Origin of the sequence: Chromohalobacter marismortui (assembly GCF_004364315.1) — a bacterium.
In the GTDB taxonomy this organism is placed as follows: Bacteria; Pseudomonadota; Gammaproteobacteria; order Pseudomonadales; family Halomonadaceae; genus Chromohalobacter; species Chromohalobacter marismortui.
In genome coordinates this window covers 272,636-292,441 of the sequence record NZ_SOBR01000004.1, presented here as the reverse complement: position 1 = coordinate 292,441, position 19,806 = coordinate 272,636, and the positions used below count along the sequence as shown (strand labels likewise).

Annotated in this window: 22 protein-coding genes; 14 read left to right on the top strand and 8 right to left on the bottom strand. The window is 64.1% G+C overall.

The window, feature by feature from the left end:
- Positions 1-28 precede the first annotated feature (28 nt).
- Positions 29-1,279, bottom strand: coding sequence for a phosphoglycerate dehydrogenase (gene serA, locus C8E00_RS10680; protein ID WP_133697488.1), 1,251 nt, complete (start codon positions 1,277-1,279; stop codon positions 29-31).
- 305 nt (positions 1,280-1,584) lie between these two features.
- Between serA and C8E00_RS10675 the strand changes: the two genes are divergently transcribed.
- Genes C8E00_RS10675 through djlA form a run of 4 tightly spaced genes read left to right on the top strand, consistent with a single transcriptional unit; the run spans position 1,585 to position 5,538 of the window.
- Positions 1,585-1,890 (top strand): exodeoxyribonuclease VII small subunit, encoded by a 306-nt coding sequence (locus C8E00_RS10675; protein WP_133697487.1) that lies wholly within the window; start codon positions 1,585-1,587, stop codon positions 1,888-1,890.
- Positions 1,877-2,767: a (2E,6E)-farnesyl diphosphate synthase gene (ispA, locus tag C8E00_RS10670; protein WP_133697486.1), complete on the top strand. Its 891-nt coding sequence runs from the start codon at positions 1,877-1,879 to the stop codon at positions 2,765-2,767. Before C8E00_RS10675 ends, ispA begins: the two co-directional genes overlap by 14 nt.
- A gap of 19 nt (positions 2,768-2,786) precedes the next feature.
- Positions 2,787-4,742, top strand: coding sequence for a 1-deoxy-D-xylulose-5-phosphate synthase (dxs, locus tag C8E00_RS10665; protein WP_133697485.1), 1,956 nt, complete (start codon positions 2,787-2,789; stop codon positions 4,740-4,742).
- Between the two features lie 25 nt (positions 4,743-4,767).
- Positions 4,768-5,538: a co-chaperone DjlA gene (djlA, locus tag C8E00_RS10660; RefSeq protein WP_133697484.1), complete on the top strand. Its 771-nt coding sequence runs from the start codon at positions 4,768-4,770 to the stop codon at positions 5,536-5,538.
- Positions 5,539-5,620: 82 nt separating this feature from the next.
- On the opposite strand, the gene uraH is transcribed toward djlA, so the two are convergent.
- Positions 5,621-6,028 carry a hydroxyisourate hydrolase gene (uraH, locus tag C8E00_RS10655; RefSeq protein ID WP_133697483.1) on the bottom strand — a complete coding sequence of 136 codons (408 nt, stop codon included), beginning with the start codon at positions 6,026-6,028 and terminating at the stop codon, positions 5,621-5,623.
- Between the two features lie 141 nt (positions 6,029-6,169).
- On the opposite strand from uraH, the gene C8E00_RS10650 reads away from it, so the two are divergent.
- From C8E00_RS10650 to C8E00_RS10635, 4 genes are all read left to right on the top strand, one after another.
- A complete protein-coding gene (locus C8E00_RS10650; protein WP_133697482.1) occupies positions 6,170-6,841 on the top strand; it encodes a heavy metal response regulator transcription factor in 672 nt (223 codons plus the stop codon).
- Positions 6,841-8,238, top strand: coding sequence for a heavy metal sensor histidine kinase (locus C8E00_RS10645; RefSeq protein WP_133697481.1), 1,398 nt, complete (start codon positions 6,841-6,843; stop codon positions 8,236-8,238). Before C8E00_RS10650 ends, C8E00_RS10645 begins: the two co-directional genes overlap by 1 nt.
- Before the next feature lie 47 nt (positions 8,239-8,285).
- Positions 8,286-8,888: a class I SAM-dependent methyltransferase gene (locus C8E00_RS10640; RefSeq protein ID WP_133697480.1), complete on the top strand. Its 603-nt coding sequence runs from the start codon at positions 8,286-8,288 to the stop codon at positions 8,886-8,888.
- Between the two features lie 109 nt (positions 8,889-8,997).
- Positions 8,998-9,888: an alpha/beta fold hydrolase gene (locus tag C8E00_RS10635; RefSeq protein WP_166638302.1), complete on the top strand. Its 891-nt coding sequence runs from the start codon at positions 8,998-9,000 to the stop codon at positions 9,886-9,888.
- 19 nt (positions 9,889-9,907) lie between these two features.
- Here the strand turns inward: C8E00_RS10635 and C8E00_RS10630 are convergent, their stop codons facing one another.
- The gene (locus C8E00_RS10630; RefSeq protein ID WP_133697478.1) at positions 9,908-10,486 is read right to left on the bottom strand and encodes a TetR/AcrR family transcriptional regulator; all 579 of its coding nucleotides are present in this window, start codon (positions 10,484-10,486) and stop codon (positions 9,908-9,910) included.
- A 163-nt stretch (positions 10,487-10,649) separates the two neighbouring features.
- Here C8E00_RS10630 and C8E00_RS10625 point away from each other — a divergent pair, with 163 nt between their 5' ends.
- The 3 genes from C8E00_RS10625 to C8E00_RS10615 all read left to right on the top strand — a co-directional run bounded on the left by C8E00_RS10625 (position 10,650) and on the right by C8E00_RS10615 (position 11,784).
- Complete coding sequence (locus C8E00_RS10625; RefSeq protein WP_243833166.1) at positions 10,650-11,024, top strand: DMT family transporter; 375 nt, start codon at positions 10,650-10,652, stop codon at positions 11,022-11,024.
- Positions 11,021-11,341, top strand: a complete 321-nt coding sequence (locus tag C8E00_RS10620) for a DMT family transporter (RefSeq protein WP_133697477.1) — start codon at positions 11,021-11,023, stop codon at positions 11,339-11,341. Before C8E00_RS10625 ends, C8E00_RS10620 begins: the two co-directional genes overlap by 4 nt.
- Positions 11,342-11,466: 125 nt before the next feature.
- Complete coding sequence (locus tag C8E00_RS10615; protein WP_133697476.1) at positions 11,467-11,784, top strand: hypothetical protein; 318 nt, start codon at positions 11,467-11,469, stop codon at positions 11,782-11,784.
- A 119-nt stretch (positions 11,785-11,903) separates the two neighbouring features.
- Here the strand turns inward: C8E00_RS10615 and C8E00_RS10610 are convergent, their stop codons facing one another.
- The 5 genes from C8E00_RS10610 to ribA form a co-directional block, all read right to left on the bottom strand.
- Positions 11,904-12,758, bottom strand: a complete 855-nt coding sequence (locus tag C8E00_RS10610) for an outer membrane protein OmpK (RefSeq protein ID WP_166638301.1) — start codon at positions 12,756-12,758, stop codon at positions 11,904-11,906.
- Positions 12,759-12,870: 112 nt separating this feature from the next.
- Positions 12,871-14,133: a NupC/NupG family nucleoside CNT transporter gene (locus C8E00_RS10605; RefSeq protein ID WP_133697474.1), complete on the bottom strand. Its 1,263-nt coding sequence runs from the start codon at positions 14,131-14,133 to the stop codon at positions 12,871-12,873.
- A gap of 273 nt (positions 14,134-14,406) precedes the next feature.
- The gene (locus C8E00_RS10600) at positions 14,407-16,257 is read right to left on the bottom strand and encodes an ABC transporter ATP-binding protein (RefSeq protein ID WP_133697473.1); all 1,851 of its coding nucleotides are present in this window, start codon (positions 16,255-16,257) and stop codon (positions 14,407-14,409) included.
- A gap of 33 nt (positions 16,258-16,290) precedes the next feature.
- Positions 16,291-16,974 (bottom strand): PAQR family membrane homeostasis protein TrhA, encoded by a 684-nt coding sequence (trhA, locus tag C8E00_RS10595; protein ID WP_133697472.1) that lies wholly within the window; start codon positions 16,972-16,974, stop codon positions 16,291-16,293.
- A gap of 77 nt (positions 16,975-17,051) precedes the next feature.
- A complete protein-coding gene (gene ribA / locus C8E00_RS10590) occupies positions 17,052-17,681 on the bottom strand; it encodes a GTP cyclohydrolase II (RefSeq protein WP_133697471.1) in 630 nt (209 codons plus the stop codon).
- A 197-nt stretch (positions 17,682-17,878) separates the two neighbouring features.
- Between ribA and hemE the strand changes: the two genes are divergently transcribed.
- The 3 genes from hemE to C8E00_RS10575 are packed head-to-tail and all read left to right on the top strand — an operon-like array spanning position 17,879 to position 19,793.
- Positions 17,879-18,940 carry a uroporphyrinogen decarboxylase gene (gene hemE / locus C8E00_RS10585; protein ID WP_133697470.1) on the top strand — a complete coding sequence of 354 codons (1,062 nt, stop codon included), beginning with the start codon at positions 17,879-17,881 and terminating at the stop codon, positions 18,938-18,940.
- Complete coding sequence (locus tag C8E00_RS10580; RefSeq protein WP_208291914.1) at positions 18,933-19,421, top strand: thiol-disulfide oxidoreductase DCC family protein; 489 nt, start codon at positions 18,933-18,935, stop codon at positions 19,419-19,421. The genes hemE and C8E00_RS10580 overlap by 8 nt, the downstream gene beginning before the upstream one ends.
- A 3-nt stretch (positions 19,422-19,424) precedes the next feature.
- On the top strand, positions 19,425-19,793 hold the full coding sequence (locus C8E00_RS10575; protein ID WP_133697468.1) for a VanZ family protein: 369 nt from the start codon (positions 19,425-19,427) through the stop codon (positions 19,791-19,793).
- Positions 19,794-19,806: the final 13 nt, after the last annotated feature.

Below are 19,806 nucleotides of genomic sequence, written 5' to 3'. Positions count from 1 at the left end.
CCGTTTTGCGTTGTGCAGTCAGCGTGCCTCAAGCCTCGAAGTTGCTCTCGGAGTAGAGCACGCGCAGGCGCAAGGTGTGGTTGACGCGCTTGAGCGCTTCCAGCGCCTTGGGGCCGTAGGCCTTGTCGACATCGATGACCACGTAACCGACGCCGCTGTTGGTCTGCAGGTACTGCGCCGAGATGTTGATGCCTTCGTCGCCGAGCACCTTGTTGATCTCGGACATCACGCCCGGCACGTTCTCGTGGATGTGCAACAGGCGATGCTTGTCCGGATGGGCGGGCAGCGCGACCTCGGGGAAGTTGACCGAGGTGATGGTGGTGCCGTTGTCGGAATAGGTGATCAGCTTCTCGGAGACCTCGATACCGATGTTTTCCTGGGCTTCCAGGGTCGAGCCGCCGATGTGCGGCGTGAGGATGACATTGTCCTTGCCGCGCAACGGCGAGACGAATTCATCGTTGCTGCCCTTGGGTTCGACGGGAAAGACGTCGATGGCCGCGCCGAGCAGCTTGCCGCTCTCGAGCACCTCCGCCAGGGCTTCGATGTCCACCACGGTGCCGCGCGAGGCGTTGATGAAGATGGCGTTCTGCTTCATCAATGCCAGTTGATCGCGGCCGATCATCCAGCGCGTGGACGGCACATCGGGGACGTGCAGACTGACGACGTCGGCGCGTGCCAGCAGTTCCTCGAGCGAGCCCACCTGGCGGGCATTGCCCATGGCCAGCTTGGTGATCACGTCGTAATAGAGGACATCGAAGCCCAGCGATTCGGCGAGTACCGAGAGCTGGGCGCCGATGCTGCCGTAGCCGATGATCCCCAGCGTCTTGCCACGTGCCTCGTGGGCATTCTTGGCTGACTTCAGCCAGCCGCCTTGATGAGCGCGGATCGACTTCTCCGGGATACCGCGCAGCAGCATGATGGCTTCGGCGAGGACCAGCTCGGCCACGGAACGGGTATTGGAATATGGTGCATTGAAGACCGGGATGCCGCGTTCGAGGGCAGCATTGAGATCGACCTGGTTGGTGCCGATGCAGAAGCAGCCCACGGCGGTCAGCTTCTCGGCAGCGGCGAACACGCGCTCGGTGAGTTGGGTACGCGAACGCAGGCCGATGAAGTGAACGTCGCGGATCTTCTCGACCAGCTCGTCCTCGGACAAGGAAGTTGAGAGCGTTTCGATGTTGGTGTAACCGGCATTCAGGAGGTTGTCCACGGCGGACTGGTGAATGCCCTCGAGCAGCAGAATCTTGATCTTGCTCTTGTCCAGAGACGTCTTGGCCATTGTCGGTTCAACCCTTTCGTCGACTGATGCGACGTATGTCTATCGGTATGGTGGTGGCCTGTCCAATGGGGCGCCCCGAGGTAAGCAACAAGGTGGGGACCGCCCAATGACAGGGGCCATATCGTAGCACAGGCGGCCTGTTTGAGGATGAAATCGCTGCACCTTGGGCATGAATGCGTTTTCACCGGCGAGGCTTGCGGCCACGTCGGGGCAGACGCATCCCCGGGGCTTGGGTGTATACTGTGGGGCCAACTCTTGGCAAGCCGGGCCGTGGCATCGGTCCGCACGGATGAGCGAGAAGCGCCATGGTGGAAAAGGATGCATCGGTCGGCGATGTCGCCCAGTCCGACGAAACGGATGGTCAGGACGCCGCCCCGGAGGATTTTGCGGCCACGCTGGCACGTCTGGAATCGCTGGTCGCTCAGCTGGAGTCGGGTGAGCTGTCGTTGGAAGCCTCTCTGGTGGCGTTCGAGCGCGGCGTGCACCTGACGCGTGACGCCCAGCAGCGCCTGGAAAACGCCGAGCTGCGCGTCAAGGCACTGCTGGAGCAACCCGACGGCAGTTTCCACGAGGTGCCTTTCGATGCCGGGGAGGCCGATGGTGAGCGTTGAACCTCTGGCGGAGCGTGACATTATCACCACGGCGCGCACGCGTACCGAGCAGGTGCTGGCGCAGATTTTCGACCGCGCACCGGTTGCTGGTGAGCTAGACGCTGCCATGCGCTACGGCGTGCTGGGCGGCGGCAAGCGCCTGCGCCCGGTGCTGGTGTATGCCGCCGGGCGTGCACTGAGCGCCGAGGATGGCGTGCTGGATGCGCCCGCGGCGGCCATCGAACTGATCCACGCCTACTCGCTGATCCACGATGATTTGCCGGCCATGGACGACGACGACATGCGTCGCGGGCGTCCCACCGTGCATCGTGTCTACAACGAGGCCATGGCCATCCTGACCGGCGATGCACTGCAATCGCTGGCCTTCGAGGTGCTGGCCGAGGCACGTCCGCCGCGTCTGGGCGCGATGGTGCGTGTGCTGGCCAACGCCTCGGGACGCGAGGGCATGGCCGCCGGGCAAGCGCTGGACCTTTCCGCCGTGGGCGGACGCCTGGACGTCGATGCCCTGGCCACCATGCACGGCTACAAGACCGGTGCCCTGATCCGTGCTGCGGTACGGCTCGGTGCCCTGGCGGCCGTCGATGAAGATGATCCCCGCGTAGCGGCCTTGGATGCCTACGCGACGGCCATCGGCTTGGCGTTCCAGATTCAGGATGACATCCTCGATGTCGCTGGCGACGCCGCCACCCTGGGTAAGGCGACCGGTGCCGATGCGGCGCGTGCCAAACCTACTTATCCGGCTCTGCTCGGCCTGGAAGGCGCCCGTGCCAAGGCGCATGGCCTGCTCGATGAGGCGCTGGACGCGCTGGTGCCCCTGGGCGAGCAAGCCTTTCCTCTGGCCGACTTGGCCCGCCATATGATCGACCGCGATCACTGATCGGTTGTAGAAGACGCTTATGAAGCTGTTCGACGAGATTCCTGCCGAACGTCCGGCCACGCCGATGCTCGATACCCTCGAGTCTCCGGCGGCGTTACACGATTTCAAGACGGCGCAGTTGCGAGAACTGGCCGACGAGCTGCGTGCTTACCTGCTCTACAGTGTCGGCTGTACCGGCGGCCACTTCGGCGCGGGGCTGGGCGTGGTCGAGTTGACCGTCGCCTTGCACCATATCCTCGACACACCGCATGACCGCCTGGTCTGGGACGTGGGGCATCAGGCGTATCCGCACAAGATCCTCACCGGGCGCCGCGAGCAGATGGCGACGATCCGGCAATTTGGCGGATTGGCGGCGTTTCCCAAGCGCGACGAATCGCCTTACGACACCTTTGGTGTCGGCCACTCGAGCACCTCGATCTCCGCAGCGCTGGGCATGGCACTGGCGGCGCGGACCAAGGGCGAGAAGCGCCGTGTCTGCGCGGTGATCGGCGACGGTGCCTTGAGCGCCGGCATGTCGTTCGAGGCGTTGGCGCATGCCGGCCATGTCGATGCCAACATGCTGGTGATTCTCAACGACAACGAGATGTCGATCTCCGAGAACGTCGGCGGCATGGCCAGTTACCTGGCACGTATCCTGGTCAGCAAGCCGTACACGGTGATGCGCGAGAACAGCAAGCGCGTGCTCTCGCACCTGCCGGGCGCGCTGGAGCTGGCCCGGCGTACCGAAGAGCACGTCAAGGGCATGGTCAGCCCGGCGACCCTGTTCGAGGAGATGGGCTTCAACTACATCGGCCCCATCGACGGTCACGATTTGCCGACCTTGGTGCAGACACTGGGCAACATGGCGAACCTGGAGGGGCCGCAGTTCCTGCATATCAAGACCTGCAAGGGACGCGGTTTTCGCCCCGCCGAGGCCGATCCCATCGGTTACCACGCCATCACCAAGCTCGAGAAGACCACCAGCGAGCCGCCGCCCAAAAAAGAGCCGCGCTCGCCCAACGCGGCCACGGCGGCGCCGGAAGCCCAGCCCCAGCCCCAGCCGCGCAAGTATTGCAACGTCTTCGGCGAGTGGCTCTGCGACATGGCGGCGGCGGATGCGCGCCTGATCGGCATCACGCCGGCGATGCGCGAAGGTTCCGACCTGATTCGCTTCTCGCGCGAGTATCCCGAGCGCTACTACGATGTGGCGATCGCCGAGCAGCACGCGGTGACGTTGGCAGCGGGCATGGCGTGCGAGAGCATGAAGCCGGTGGTGGCGATCTATTCGACCTTCCTGCAGCGTGGCTATGATCAGTTGATTCATGATGTGGCGGTGCAGGCGCTCGATGTGACCTTCGCCATCGATCGTGCCGGCGTGGTCGGTGAGGACGGCCCCACGCACCATGGCGCGCTGGATCTTTCTTATCTGCGCTGCATTCCCGGCATGGTCGTGCTGGCGCCCGCCGATGAGGCCGAGTGCCGTGCCATGCTGAGTGCCGCCTATCATCACGAAGGCCCGGCGGCGGTGCGCTATCCGCGCGGCACCGGCCCCGGCACGCAGGTGGCGTCGAACCTGGAGGCGCTGCCCATCGGCGAGGCCGAGACACGGCGCAGCGGCGCGCAGGACGGCGTGGCGCTGCTGGCGTTCGGCAGCATGAACGGCCCCGCCACCGAGGTGGCGGAGCGTCTCGATGCCACGCACCTCAACATGCGCAGCGTGAAGCCACTGGATCGTGAGGCGATCCTCGCGGCGGCGCGTGACCACCGGCTGCTGGTGACCCTCGAGGAGAGCGTCGTCGCCGGCGGTGCGGGGAGCGGCGTCAATGAACTCTTGGCCGCCGAGGGTGTCCAGGTCGAGGTATTGAACCTCGGCTTGCCGGATGCCTTCGTCGAGCATGGCAAGCCCGCCGAGTTACTGGCGGCATGCGGCCTCGATGCCGAGGGTATCGAGGCCGCGGTACGCCAGCGCTGGGATGCGCCGCAACACGATGACTGACACTTAGCAACAAGACGGAAAGCTCATGCTGATCGCCATTTTGATTGGGGCCGGGCTCGGCTTCATGTTCGGGAAATTGCCGGGTCTGATCATCGGTGCCCTGCTGGGGTATTGGGTCGCGCGGCGTCTGGTACGCCGTGTCGTCGTCTCCAAACTTGCGCAACTGCAGGGCCAGTTCCTCGACTCGACGTTTGCGGTCATGGGCTGCGTGTGCAAGGCGGATGGCGATGTGAGCGGTGATGAGTTGCGCGTCCTGGAGGCGCTTTACCAGCGTCTACGTCTGAGCGAGGACCAGCGCGAGCGCGCCAAGGCGGCCTTCGAACGCGGCCAGGCCGACGATTTCGATCTCGATGCCGAGCTGGCCACGGTGCGGCGCGTGACCGGTGGGCAACGCGCGCTGTTGCAGATGTTCCTTCAGGTTCAGCTTTCGGCGATCGCCGCCGATGGCCAGTTGCATCCCGCCGAACACGACATGCTGCTGCGCGTGGCACGCGGGCTGGGCTGCAGCGAAGCCGAGATCGAACAGATCGAGGCCATGCTGCGTGGTGGCGGTGCGGCCGGCGCCGCGGCCGAGTCCGGCCCCTCGCTGGAAAAGGCCTACCAGGTGTTGGGCGTGTCGTCCGATGCCAGCGACGCCGAGGTCAAGAAGGCCTATCGCCGCTTGATGAGCGAGAACCATCCCGACAAGCTTGCCGCCAAGGGCATGCCGGAGAGCATGCGCGAGGTGGCCAAGGAGCGTACGAGCGAGATCGGCAACGCTTACGAGCGTATTCGCAAGGCCCGTGCAGCGGCTTGATCGCCCGGCGACCGTCGTCACGATGCAAAGAAGCCTCCGGCCAAGACCGGAGGCTTCTTGCTTTCGGCGGGCTGACGCGGCTTCAACTGCCGCGGTAGGTGGAATAACCGTAGGGGCTCAGCAGCAACGGAATATGGTAGTGCTGCGAGGTATCGGTCACTTCGAAGGGGACCGGGATCTCGGGGAAGAAGGTCTGAGTATCGTGTTCGGCGAACCAGTCACCGGTTTCGAAGGTCACGCGATAGACACCCGGGGTAAAGGCTCGGTCATCGGGATAGAGTGCCGAGATGCGGCCGGACTCGGCCGTGATACCGGTGGCCAGCGACTTCCAGCCGCTCTCGGTGCGCTTCTCGAGCTGGACCTCGACGCCCGGCGACGGCTGACCGGACTGGATGTCGAGCACGTGTACGCTCAGCGGGTTGCCGGCAGCCAGGGCCGGGGCGGCGGCGCAAAGACCGAGGGCGGTAACCAGTGTTCTGGGTAGGTACATGAGAAGACCTCCTGTCGTGATGGAGGTGTCATCCTGGCAGCGACGGACCATCGCCGGCCTGACGGCAGGATTACGACTTTGTAATGGGCAGCCCGCGCGCGACGGGCTAGCCTGTGGCGTCATTGATCGAGAGGCTGCTGCATGCGCATCCTGCTGGTGGAAGACGAAAGCAAGACCGCCGACTACCTTGCCAGGGGGCTGGGTGAGGCCGGGTATCGCGTCGAGGTGGCCCGCGACGGGCTGGACGGCCGGCACCTCATCGAGGAGGCCGACTTCGAGCTGATCATCCTCGACGTCATGCTGCCGGGGCTCGACGGCTGGGCGTTGCTGCGGCTGATCCGGCGCCATGGCCAAGTGCCGGTGTTGTTCCTGACCGCCCGGGATGCCGTGGAATACCGCGTCAAGGGCTTGGAACTGGGCGCCGACGACTATCTCGTCAAACCTTTTTCGTTCGTCGAACTACTGGCGCGGGTGCGAACGCTGCTGCGCCGTGGCCCGCTGCGGGAACGGGAACGCTTCCAGGTGGCCGAGCTGCATATGGACGTGTTGAAACGTCGAGTGACGCGGGGCGAGACGCGGTTGGCGCTGACCAATAAGGAGTTCGCACTGCTGCAACTACTGCTCGAGCGCGAGGGCGAGGTACTATCGCGGACCTTGATCGCCTCCGAAGTGTGGGGCATGAACTTCGACAGCGACACCAATGTGGTGGAGGTGGCCGTGCGGCGGTTGCGGGCCAAGGTGGACGATCCCTTCGCGCGTCGGCTGATCCATACCGAGCGCGGCATGGGCTATGTGCTGGAGGATCGCGGTTGATGCGCGTGCCGGCCTCTCTGTCGCTGCGCCTGTCGCTGCTCTTTGCCCTGGTGAGCCTGGGATTGCTCGGCGGCCTCGGGGCCTATCTCTATCACGCCTTGGGCGAACAGATCGCCTGGCGCGACGACCAGATGCTGCAGGGTCGCCTCGAACGCATGGAGGCACTGCTGGACGACGGCGAGAGCATCGCGGCGCTGCGTCGCCGGCCGCTGCTCTACGCCAACATGCTGGGCAATCGTGAGAGCCTGCTGTGGATACTCGATACGCAGGGCGCGCCGCTGATCGAGGTCAATCCACCGGGCCTGCCGGTGCCCGATCTGCCGCCGGCCCCGGAGGGGCGACTCGGCGCGCATCCCGCCGTCGAGTCGACGCGCCTGGCCTGGCGTAGTCTCGAACACGACGGGCGGCGCTTGACCCTGGTAGCCGGCAAGACGCTCGGTGAGCGCGAGCGGATGCTGGCCGCCTATCGGCTGCGGTTGTGGCTCGCCATGGGGGCGGGCGCGGTGCTGGCCTGCGGGTTGGGTTGGATCGTCGTGCGGCGGGGCCTGCGTCCGGTGAGACGGCTGGCCGCCCGGGCGCGCACCATCGACGTGACGCATCTGCATCGGCGCCTGGAGGCGCACGATGAAACGGCGGAGCTGCGCGAGCTGAGTCGCGCGCTCAACCAGATGCTGGCGCGCCTGGAAGAAGGGTTCGCCCAGCTGTCGCGTTTTTCCGAGGATCTGGCCCACGAGATGCGTACGCCCCTGGGCAATCTGCTGGGGGCGACCCAGCAGGCCCTGCAGCGGGAGCGCACGGCAGAGGAATACCGCCAACTGCTGGGCTCCCACGTCGAAGAGTACGAGCGCCTGTCGCGCATGATAGAGACCATGCTGTTCCTGGCACGCACCGAGCAGCCTGCGAGGGCGCTGCCCCGTGAGACGATCGATCTGCGAGACCTCGCCGAGCAGCTCTGCGACTACTTCGAGGGCATGGCCGACGAGGACGGTCGCGAGCTGGTGAGCGACATGCAGGGGCGGGTGACAGCCAATCTCGACCTGCTGCGCCGGGCGCTCGCCAACCTCATCGATAACGCGCTGCGTCATGGACGCAGCGGTACCGAGATTCGTCTGGTGTCGCGGCGAGAGGCCGGGGACTGGCATCTCGGGGTGGTCAATCACGGGGCACCGATTCCCGATGCAGAGCGGGCGCGACTCTTCGAGCGTTTCTATCGCGGCGATCCGGCGCGATCCCGGCCGGTGGGCACCGGGGGTCTGGGGCTGGCCATCGTGCGTTCCGTCGCACAGATGCATGGGGGCGAGGCCTGGTGCGAGAGCGATACGGCCGTCAACGCCTTCTGGTTGCATCTGCCCGCGGGCGACGACGACCGCGTTGACAGTGGCCCCGGGCGTCGGTAACGCTACAGAGAGCCCGCGCCTGCACGGCGCGATACCGGGAGACACGGATGCCAGCGAGACTGAAGACCTATCGTGCCGTGGCGCACCTGTTGGGCGTGCTGGATGGGCTGGGATGGCGAGTGGGATATCGCTACGGCGATCGTCAACTGCTCGAGGGGGTCATCCTGCCCTCGCTGGCGGCGGATGTCGGCACCGGTCATGTGTTGCTGGTGGGGTGTGCCTGGTACACGCGCGACTATCCCGCATTCTTCACCCGCGGGCGTGTCTCGACGCTGGATGTCGATCCCGCCAAAGCGCCCTTCGGGAGCCAGCGCCACGTAGTCGCCGACATGACCACCCTGGAACGCCACTTCGCCCCCGCCAGCCTGGACGCGGTGATCTGCAACGGAGTGCTGGGCTGGGGGCTCAATGCGCCCGATGACATCGAAGCCGCGTTCTCGGCGGCGGCGACATGCCTGCGTCCCGGGGGGCACCTCCTGCTGGGCTGGAACGATATCCCGCCTTACAACGCCGTGCCCCCGGAGGCCGTGACGGCGCTCGCGGCGCTGCATCCCGGCACGATTCCCGGCCTCGACCAGCACAGCCTGATCGCGCTGGAGCGCAATCAGCACTGCTACCAGGCCTTTCGCAAGCCGGAGATCCTGTCATGAACCGGGTCGATGGGGACATGCGATGCTGATCGTGGGCTGGGGCGTGCTTGTCGGCGCACTGCTTTGCGGCTCACTGCTTGTCGTGGCTTGTCTCCTCGGGCTACGGCGCATGACACGTGCTCTGGCTCGCGACGCCGAAGCGCGCTTGCCGCCGCGAGGCGCCTTCATCGACACTTCAAGGGGACGCTTGCATTACGTCGAGGCGGGGAGCGGACCGCCGCTGGTGCTGATTCATGGCCTGGGCGGTCAATTGCAGCACTTCACCTATGCCCTGATCGAGGCGTTGCGTGACGACTATCGCGTCATTGCCTTCGACCGGCCGGGGTCGGGCTACTCCGATGCCACCGACAATGCGCGTGCCCGCTTGCCTTGTCAGGCGCACGTCCTGCATGAAGCCTGGCGGGCGCTGGGCGTCGAGCGGCCGCTGGTGGTGGGGCATTCGATGGGCGGTGCGGTGGCCTTGACGCTGGCGCTGGACTATCCCGAGGAGATCGCGGGGTTGGCGTTGCTCGCCCCATTGGTGGCGCCGGTATCGGATGTGCCGCCGGCGATGCGGCTATTGGCGATTCGCTCGCCACGCTGGCGGCGCTGGATGGCCGAGACGCTGGCCATTCCCTTGACGCGAATGACCTCTCGACAGGCGTTGGCGCAGGTGTTCGCGCCGGAGGCGGTGCCTTCAGATTACGCCCTGCGCGGCGGCGGTATCCTCGCGCTGCGGCCCCAGGCCTTCCATGCGGCCTCTACCGACCTGGCCATGCTCGAGCACGAACTCCCTCGGCAGGTGACCCGCTATGCGACGCTCGGCGTACCGCTGGGCGTCATGTTCGGCGCGCACGACCGCATCCTCGAGCCGGCGCTGCATATCGAGACGCTGCAGCGGCAGCGGCCCGATATGCTCGTTCATGTGGAGCGCGAGGCGGGGCATATGCTGCCGATCACGCGGCCCAAGGAAACGGCGGCGTTCATCCGGCGCATGGCGGCGCGTGCCTGGCCTGCTTGATCGCCTATTACAGTGCCGCTCAGGCCTCCAGACCTGCCCAGAAAACCGCCCAGGCGCCCTCCAGACGTCGTTCGAACGTATCGGCATCGTAGTAGAAGTTCTCGGCGAACAGGCCGTCCATCAGGCAGTAGAAGGCAGCGATGAACTGTCCTTCGGGCAGTGCGCGTAGCTCACCCGCTTGGCGGCCATCTTCGAAGAGTACGTGCAGATGGGCGTTGATGCGGCGCTCGTTGTCATTCGAGATGGCGGCGACTTGGGTGGCGACGTCCGTGGGCGGAAAGAGCAGGTAGCGCTTGTAGAACACGCCCTGATGCTCGCGGCGGATGAAGGTGGCACACGAGCGAATGAGCCGCTCGAGGCGTTCACGCGTGGGCAAGTCGTGGGAGCGTGTCAGGCTATCGTCGATGAGCGTGACGATACCGCTTTCGACCTCTTCGAAGATCGCCAGGAACAGCGCCGCCTTATTGGGAAAATGGTTGTAGATCGAGGGCTTCTTGATGCCCGTTTCGGCGGCGATCTGCGCAAGCGACGTGCCTTCGTAGCCATGTTGGGCGAACAGGGCGAGGGCGGTTTGTTTGAGTTTGTCTCGGGTATGCACGAAAAGTCCCTGAGCCTGCGTGAAGGTTCACATGATCGCGGCTCCGGTACGCGATTGCCAAGTCATGACGCAAACTCTATACTAACGACCGTTAGTTAGCTGCGTGACGCCTACCGACGTTACCTTCGGAAGACGGGAGGCGTCGGCGATCAAGGAGGCAATGATGACGATGCGTTGGTTGATTTTACCGCTGGCGGCGTTGGCCGAAGTCGGTTGGGCGACGGGCTTGAAACTCGCCAGCAGTCCGCTCGAGTGGTTGGCGACCGTGATCGTGGCCGCCATGAGCTTGCTGCTGGCGGTGCGTGCCGTGCGCTTTCTGCCAGTCAGTACGGTGTACACGGTCTTCGTCGGCCTGGGGGCGGCAGGCACGGTGGTGGCCGATGCCTGGCTGTTCGGGACCCGCTTTTCCTGGCCCGCGCTGGCCTGCATCGGCGTGATCCTGGTGGGGGTCATCGGCCTGCATCAATTCAGCGGCAAGTCTGCCACGCAGACGTCGGCCTCCCATGCCGGTGCCTCACGGAAAGGAGTGTCGTCATGACCTGGCACTGGTTGGCCCTGTTGGGCGCGGGCATGTTCGAGGTGGTCGGGGTCGTCGGTTTCGCGCGCGTGAGTCGAGGCCGGGCGCTTGCCGGCGGCTTGCTCATGACGCTGGGATTCGGCACGTCGCTCGGGTTCCTGGCCCTGGCCATGCGCGATATCGATCTGGGCATCGCCTATGCCGTCTTCACCGGCATCGGGACCGTCTTCGGCACTGTGCTGGGAATGAGGTATTGGGGCGAGTCACGCCATCCCCTGCGAATCGCCTTTACCGCCCTGATTGTCTTGGGGGTGGTGGGACTCAAGCTACTCGCTTGAGTCATGATGTTTTCTATCCATGCGATAGTCAAAAGCTATAACTGCGATAGCAAGACTGTAGTAGGATAATATTTAGCGAGCTAATAGAATGTGCCGTGTTCACTCACGACAAGGAGGCATTCACCATGGCACGTTCAATCACTGCTATCGCATTACTGGCCGCCGCCCTGCCGCTGGCCGCCCAAGCCAGTACGGCTTCCCAACAGGCCGCTGCCGTCAATCACGAGCCGCTTCAAGTTAACTCGCAGGTGGCGGACGCCTCGGCGTCACGGACCTTCGATAACGATGCCTTCCGTTATTCCGGCATGAGCGTTGCCATGGCCGACAGCCAGCGTGCCGTCAATGCGAATGATCGCGCTGCCGATCAAGCCGATGACGAGCGTAGCTGGTTGGAGATTCTTTCCGACAACAACCGTCATCTTGGGGCGCCCGCCGGTTGGTAAGCGGGGATCTGCCACATCGATATCCTGGGTCACCGGCAGACGTGGTGGACGTCTCTACGTGTGGTGCGGTATTGGCGGTGGGATTGCGTGCCCGCCGAGGTGGCGGACACGCTGACGGGTCAGAACTTGTAGTTGATGCTGAAGTAATGACCGGGGCCTGAGGTGTCCTGACGGACGCCGGAGGCATCGGTGTCGTCGCGATAGAAGGCCATGTTGTTGTAGAGCTTCAAGCCATAGCCGATGGCAAAGCGGTCGGTGTGGTAATACAGGCCGTTGAACCATTCCAGGCTATTGCTGCTGCGCCCTGCCTGTTCGGCGACGGTATCCGCGCCGAATTTATAGTCGATATACCCCTGGTAGGAGAAATAGCTGCCATTGGAGAAGGTGTAGAACGGCTTGAACCAGTTGGTGGAGGCCATGAAACCGTCCCATGAACTCTCATCCGGGCCGCCATAATTCTCACGCACGTAGCGTGCGGTGAGGTTGAGGCCGATCTCGCCGAACCAGGGCACTTGCACGTCCGAGCCCAGGCCGACGTAGTGCTCCCAGAGGCCGCCGCCGGGGCCGTTGTCGCCGATCGTCGTGACGGTGGCGATATACCACTCCTTGACCGGGCCGACGGAAAGGTCGCGGCCGGTCATGGCGTCCAGCGAGAAACGCGGCGCGAGCTTGATGAACACGTTGTCGCCGCCGTGCTGATCACTGTTGCTGCTGTCCAGGGCATCGAACATGTCGACATAACCGTAAAGGTCGACGATGCCCGAGCGCCCACCGAATTCCATTTCCACATAGGTATCCTGCGCATTGCGGAATGGCAGGCGATTGTCCTCACTATGCATCAGGTTGAAGGTCAACCAGAGGTTGTCGTTTTCATGAATGCCGCCCGAGTAATCCGCGGCCAGGGCAGGACTGCTGCAGACGGTGGTGGCCAGGAACGTGGCGCCGAGCCACTTGCTTGTTGTCGTCTTTGTCATGGTCGTGGTTCCCATCTTTATGATTGTTGCGTTGCGGTCGAAAGATGCACCAGGCCCGGTGGCGGATCCGGCGCGGGATGCCTGACGACGCCTTGGTGAGGCGCCGACAGCGTCATGCCAAGCTGATGAAGAACCCGGCGATGGTGGCCGACATCAGGTTGGAAAGCGTCCCGGCGAGTACGGCCTTGAGGCCGTAGCGGGCGATTTCCTGCCGGCGGTTGGGGGCCATGAGACCCAGCCCACCGAGGAGAATGGCGATCGAGGACAGGTTGGCGAAGCCGCAAAGCGCGAAGGACAACACGGCGGCGGTGTGCTTGGACATGACTTCGCCGGTGGCGGCCACGACAGTTTCACCGGAGATATACGGCGCCAGGTTGATGAAGGCGACGAACTCGTTGACGACGATCTTCTGGCCGATGAACGAACCGGCCAGCGTGGCTTCGCTCCAGGGAATGCCCAGCAGGAAGGCCAGCGGCGCGAAGAGCCAGCCAAGGATCATCTCCAGGCTCAGCGATTCCATGCCGAACCAGCCACCGACGCCGCCGAGAATGCCGTTGAGCAGCGCAATCAGGCCGATGAACGCCAGCAGCATGGCGCCGACGTTGGCCGCCAGCATCATGCCCGAGGTGGCGCCGGTGGCGGCGGCATCGAGCACGTTGGCGGGCTTGTCGTCTTCCTCGATCTTCTCTTCGGCGCGGGAGATGCTGTCATCGGGCGTTTCGGTTTCCGGCATCAACAGTTTGGCGAAGAGCAAGCCGCCCGGTGCCGCCATGAAGGACGCCGCGATCAGGTATTCCATCGGGATGCCCAGGCTCGCGTAACCGGCGAGCACCGAACCCGCGACCGAGGCCAGTCCACCACACATCACCGCAAATAGCTCGGAGCGCGTCATGGACGCGATGAAGGGACGCACCACCAGGGGCGCTTCGGTCTGGCCTACGAAGATGTTCGCCGTGGCCGACATCGACTCGCTGCGTGAGGTGCCCAGCACGCGCTGGAGTGCGCCACCCAGCAGGCGGATGACCCACTGCATGATCTTCAAGTGATAGAGCACGGCGATCAATGACGAGAAGAAGATGATGACCGGCAGCACTTTGAACGCGAAGACGAACCCGACCTTGTCGGGATTGGCGAGGCCGCCGAACAGGAAGTCGATGCCGTCGTTGGCATAGACGATGACTTGGCTGACGCCCTCCGAGATCGTGGCCAGGACGGCTTGTCCGAAAGGAATATAGAGTACGAAGGCGCCGATGGCGGCTTGGATGGCGAAGGCGCCGCCCACCGTGCGCAACCGAATCGACCTGCGATTGGAGGAAAACAGCACAGCGATAAGGATCAGCGTCGCCATCCCTACCAGGCTCATGATAGCGGTCATATCAGCATCCTGATGGCATTCGATTGTGGATTGTTATACAGGGAACGGCATACGCCAGCATGTGGCTTGTCGTTTTGTTATTAGAGTCACAGTGTTGTGCTATTAAAGTAACACCGACTAGGCGATGTCAACTCTTTAGCATGGATCTGTGAGCTAAAACGCAGAGATCATTCGCTATGTACTTGTCTCAACAAGTAAATGTTCGCGAATGATCAATAAGTGGCATGGTGCTATTGGCAGAACGGCTTCCAGCGTCGAAAGGCAAATGCAGGCTCAGGGCGCCTCGGTCGGGGTGGCCTCGCTTTCCAGAAAGCCCCCTGACTGACGCCGCCACAGCCGCGCATAGAGACCGTTCTGGCGAATCAATTCGGCGTGGCTGCCCTGCTCGACGATGCGTCCGCCCTCCATGACCACCAATCGGTCCATGGCGGCGATGGTGGAGAGCCGGTGGGCGATAGCGATCACCGTCTTGCCTTGCATCAGCTGGTCCAGGTTCTCCTGGATCGCCGCCTCGACGTCGGAGTCCAGCGCCGAGGTGGCCTCGTCGAGGATCAGGATCGGGGCATCCTTGAGCATCACCCGGGCGATGGCGAGGCGTTGGCGCTGGCCGCCGGAGAGCTTGACGCCGCGCTCGCCGACATGGGATTCGAACCCTTCGCGACCGTGGACGTCGCGCAGCGACTCGATGAAGTCCGCGACATGGGCCTGCTGAGCCGCCTGCCAGGCCATCTCGTCGCTGGCATCCGGGCGGCCGTAGAGCAGGTTGTCGCGCACCGAGCGATGCAGCAGCGAGGTATCCTGCGTCACCATGCCGATGTTGGCGCGCAGGCTTTCCTGGGTGATGTCGGCGATGTTCTGGCCATCGATGCGGATCGCGCCGCCTTCCAGCTCGAAAAAGCGCAACAGCAGATTGACCAGGGTCGACTTGCCGGCCCCGCTCGGGCCGATCAACCCGATCTTTTCGCCGGGACGAATGTGTAGCGAGAGATCGTCGATCACGCCGCTGCCCTTGCCGTAGTGGAAGCGGATATGCTCGAACGCGATCTCCCCACGATCGATGGCGAGTGGCCTGGCATCGGGCACATCCTCGATCTGGCGCGGCAGCGACAGCGTCGCCATGCCGTCCTGCACCGTGCCGATATTCTCGAACAGCGCGGAGACTTCCCACATGATCCACTGCGACATGCCCCATAGCCGCATCACCAGCCCCAGCGCCACGGCGACCGCGCCCACGCTGATCGCTTCTCCCAGCCACAGCGCGATGGACAGCCAGCCGACGCTGAACAGCAGAAGCGCATTGAGCAGATAGAGCAGCCCGTAGAGTCCGGTCACCAGCCGCATCTGGCGATACACGGTGAGCAGGAAGCCGTGCATGCCTTCCTTGGCGAACGAGGCTTCCCGCTGGGCGTGGGAGAAGAGCTTGACGGTCTGGATGTTGCTGTAGCTGTCGACGATGCGCCCGGTCATGCGCGAACGGGCGTCGGCCTGGGATTTCGACACCCGGCCCATGATCGGCACGAAGATTCGCAGCAGTACCAGGTAGCCGGCCAGCCACGCCACCAGCGGCATCGCCAATCGCCAGTCGGCATTACCCACCAGCAACAGCGTCCCTAGAAAGTAGACAATGACGTAGTTGAGCACGTCGAACAGCTTGATCACGCATTCGCGCACGGCCAGCGCCGTCTGCATCACCTTGGTGGCGATGCGTCCGGCGAATTCGTCCTGATAGAAATGCATCGACTGGCGCAGCAGATAGCGGTGGGCCTGCCAGCGGATGCGCATGGGGAAGTTGCCCATCATTGTCTGCTGCTGGAACAGCGAGTGCAGCCACACCAGACCGGGCAGCAGGATCAGCACGACGAAGGCCATGCCGGCCAGTTTCCAGCCCTGATTGGCCAGAAACGTTTCGCGATCCTGCGCCGCCAGCCAGTCGACGATGTTGCCGAGAAAGCCGAACATCCACACCTCGATGCCAGCGATCAGGGCCATCAGCACTGTGGCGACGATCAGATACGGCCAGGCACCGCGGGTGTAGTGGAGGCAGAAAGCGATCAGCGTATCCGGCGGGCGTTGTGGCTCCTGTGACGGGAAGGGATCGAGACGGTTTTCGAACCAGCGGAACATGCGCATTTCCTGGCAGAGCGTCGACGCGGCGTGCTAGGCCTGAAACGGCAACACGGCGGTGTAGACGGCGAAGTAGTGGCACACACTGCCACCGAGAACGAACAAATGCCAGATGGCATGGTGGAAGGGGATGGCGCGGATCGCGTAGAACACCACGCCCAGCGTGTAGGTGATACCGCCGGCGACGAGCAGCGCCAGGCCGGGGGCATTGAGGCGGGCGTCGAGTTCGCCGGCAGCCAGCACGATCATCCAGCCCATCAGCAGATAGATAACAACGCGTAGCATGCCCCAGCGATGCGGCCAGACGATCTTGAGCGCGATACCGCCCAGCGCCAGGCTCCAGATCGCCGCGAACAGCGTCCAGCCCAAGGGGCCGCGCAGGTTGACCAGCAAAAACGGCGTATAGGTGCCCGCGATCAGCAGATAGATCGCGCAGTGGTCCAACACCTGGAAAAGGCGCTTGAGGCGCGCGCTGCGCACGCCGTGATAGAGCGTCGAAGCCGTGTACAGCAATAGTAGGCACACGCCGTAGAGGCTGATGCTGACGATCTTCCAGGGGTCGACGTCAGTCGCCAAGCTGGCTGCCACGATGAGTACCACCATGCCGACGAGGCTGAGCACGGCTCCGATGCCATGGCTGATGCTATGCAGCGCTTCTTCGAGGCCGGAAAAAGGCGCGTCTTGTTCGGGTGAAACGGGCGGAGACTCGTGTGACATGGCAAACTCCTGAACATGATACGACGCGCCGACATTCAGACATCATGCGCATCAGTACAGTTCGTTAGATGGCAGCGTCAGCGTTCCCGGTCGCCCTTGCGGGGAGGCGAAAAGTCGTCCAGCGACATCATGTGTCCGAGCTTGCCGACCTTGGTGGCCAGGTACTGCTCATTGTGGGGGTTGCGTCCCGCGGTGATGGCCAGACGCTCGGCGACACGCACGCCATCGCGGGTCAGGGCGTCTACCTTGCGCGGATTGTTGGTCATCAATTTGAGCGCTTGCACGCCCAGGTGATCGAGCATGGGGACGCACAGATCGTAGCGGCGCATGTCGGCGCCGAAGCCGAGATGCTCGTTGGCTTCCACGGTGTCGTAGCCCTGATCCTGGAGATGGTAGGCGCGGATCTTGTTGAGCAAGCCGATGCCACGGCCTTCCTGACGCAAGTAGAGCAACACGCCGCGCCCTTCGTCGGCGATGCGCTTGAGGGCTTCCTGCAATTGATAGCCGCAGTCACAGCGCATCGAGAACAGGGCATCCCCCGTCAGGCATTCCGAGTGCACGCGCCCCAGCACGGGCTCGGATGTCGAGACATCACCCAGCGTCAAGGCGATATGTTCCTTGCCGGTGGCTTCGTCCTCGAAGCCGTGCATGGTGAAGGTTGCCCATGGCGTGGGCAGTTGAGAGGCGGCGATGAAGCGAATCGTCACGATGAACCTCGGTGGAGCACATGGCGGTGCGGAAAGCGGACGCGTCCGGGGGCGAGTATTCTAGCAGGCCGTGGCGCGCGGCTCATCCCGCGTGTGTGGCGAGATATCGATGCTAGATGGGGATGCGTCACCGTGAATCAAGTCGTCGCGCGCGGCATTCGTTACAATGGTGGGCAAAACCGACGACTGGAGCTTCCATGCCATTGCAAAACGACCGCCTACTGCGTGCCCTGGCGCGCCAACCGGTAGACCGCACACCGGTGTGGATGATGCGCCAAGCGGGGCGTTATCTGCCCGAATACCGGGAGACGCGCGGCCAGGCCGGCAGTTTCATGGACCTGTGTCGTAACGCCGAGCTGGCGTGCGAGGTCACCATGCAGCCGCTACGCCGCTACTCGCTCGACGCGGCGATTCTATTTTCCGACATCCTCACGATTCCCGATGCCATGGACCTGGGGCTGTACTTCGAAACGGGCGAAGGCCCCAAGTTTCGCAAGACAGTGCGCAGTGCCGAGGCCGTGGACGCCTTGCAGGTGCCGAATGCCGAGCGGGATCTCGATTATGTGATGAACGCGGTCAGCACCATCCGCCACGAGCTGGCAGACAGCGTGCCGTTGATCGGTTTTTCAGGCAGCCCCTGGACGCTGGCGACCTATATGATCGAAGGCGGCTCGAGCAAGGACTTCCGCCATGCCAAGGCATTGATGTACGGCGACCCCGCGGCGATGCATGCATTGCTCGACAAGCTGGCGCAGGCGGTCACCGATTACCTCAACGCGCAGATTCGCGCCGGGGCCCAGATCGTGCAGATCTTCGATACCTGGGGCGGTGTGCTGTCGACGCCCGCGTATCGCGAATTTTCGCTGGCCTACATGGCACGCATCGTCGACGGGCTGATCCGTGAGCACGAGGGGCGCCACGTGCCGGTGATCCTGTTCACCAAGCAGGGCGGCCAGTGGCTGGAAACCATCGCCGACAGCGGCGCCGATGCCGTGGGCCTGGACTGGACCACGGAACTGAGCGACGCCCGGTCCCGCGTGGGCGATCGCGTGGCGCTGCAGGGCAACCTCGATCCCAATGTGCTCTTCGCCTCGCCCCAGGCGATTCGCGATGAGGTAGCGCGGATCCTGGCCAGTTACGGCAGCGGCCCGGGGCATATCTTCAACCTGGGCCACGGTGTCAGCCAATTTACTGATCCCGATCATGTCGCCGCCTTCATCGAGGCGCTGCATGAGTTCAGTCCGCGTTATCATGGCTGAACGCGCCATGTTGCTCGTGCTCGACGCCGAGTGCCCGCTGTGTCGGCGTGCGGCGCATTTCGTGCTGCGCCACGCGCGGGTGCCAGTCTATCTGGCGAGCCTGCACGAGACGCCGGCCCGACGCCTGGGCGGGCATTTCGGTGCCGATCCCGGCCAGCTCGATAGCGTCTGGTTGGTGCGCGAGGGCGAGCTGCATCGCGACAGTGCCGCGTTGTGGCGTCTGGCCCAGGGGTTGCGATGGCCCTGGCGTGGCCTGGCGGTACTGCGCTGGTTGCCGCCTGCCTGGCGTGACGGTGTCTATCATGTCGTCGGTCGCCGGCGGCATCGGCTGGCACCGGCCACCGACTGGTCGCGCGAGGTCGAGGGGCACTGGGTGACACGTCTGGATGCGTCGGTCTGCCGGCGACTGGGGTTGCCGCTCGCCTTGGTGAACGCCGCCCCTCACACTGCCGACCATGAACACCCGCCACAAGGAGTGTGAGCCATGCCTGTTTCCCTGCGACATCTGCGCTGGTCGTGCCTTGTGCTGGCGGGTGTCAGCGCCGTCGTGATCGCCTGGGGCAGCCTGACCCCCGGTTCAGAGATGCCTCAGGAGCTGCCCTGGGACAAGCTCAACCATTTCATTGCCTATGCGGGGCTGGCGGCACTTTTGCGCTTGGGCGGTTTGCGCGTGGTGACGGCGCTTAGCCTGGCGATCGGCTATGGCGTACTCATCGAGGGTCTGCAGCTGGGCGTGCCGGGGCGAAGCGGTGCCGATTGGGCCGATGCGCTGGCCAATACGCTGGGGGCGCTTGTCGCCGTCAGAGTTTGTCACTGGTTGCTGCCCAGGCGCTTTCTTGTCGCGCGCGGATAGGCTATGTTGCGCC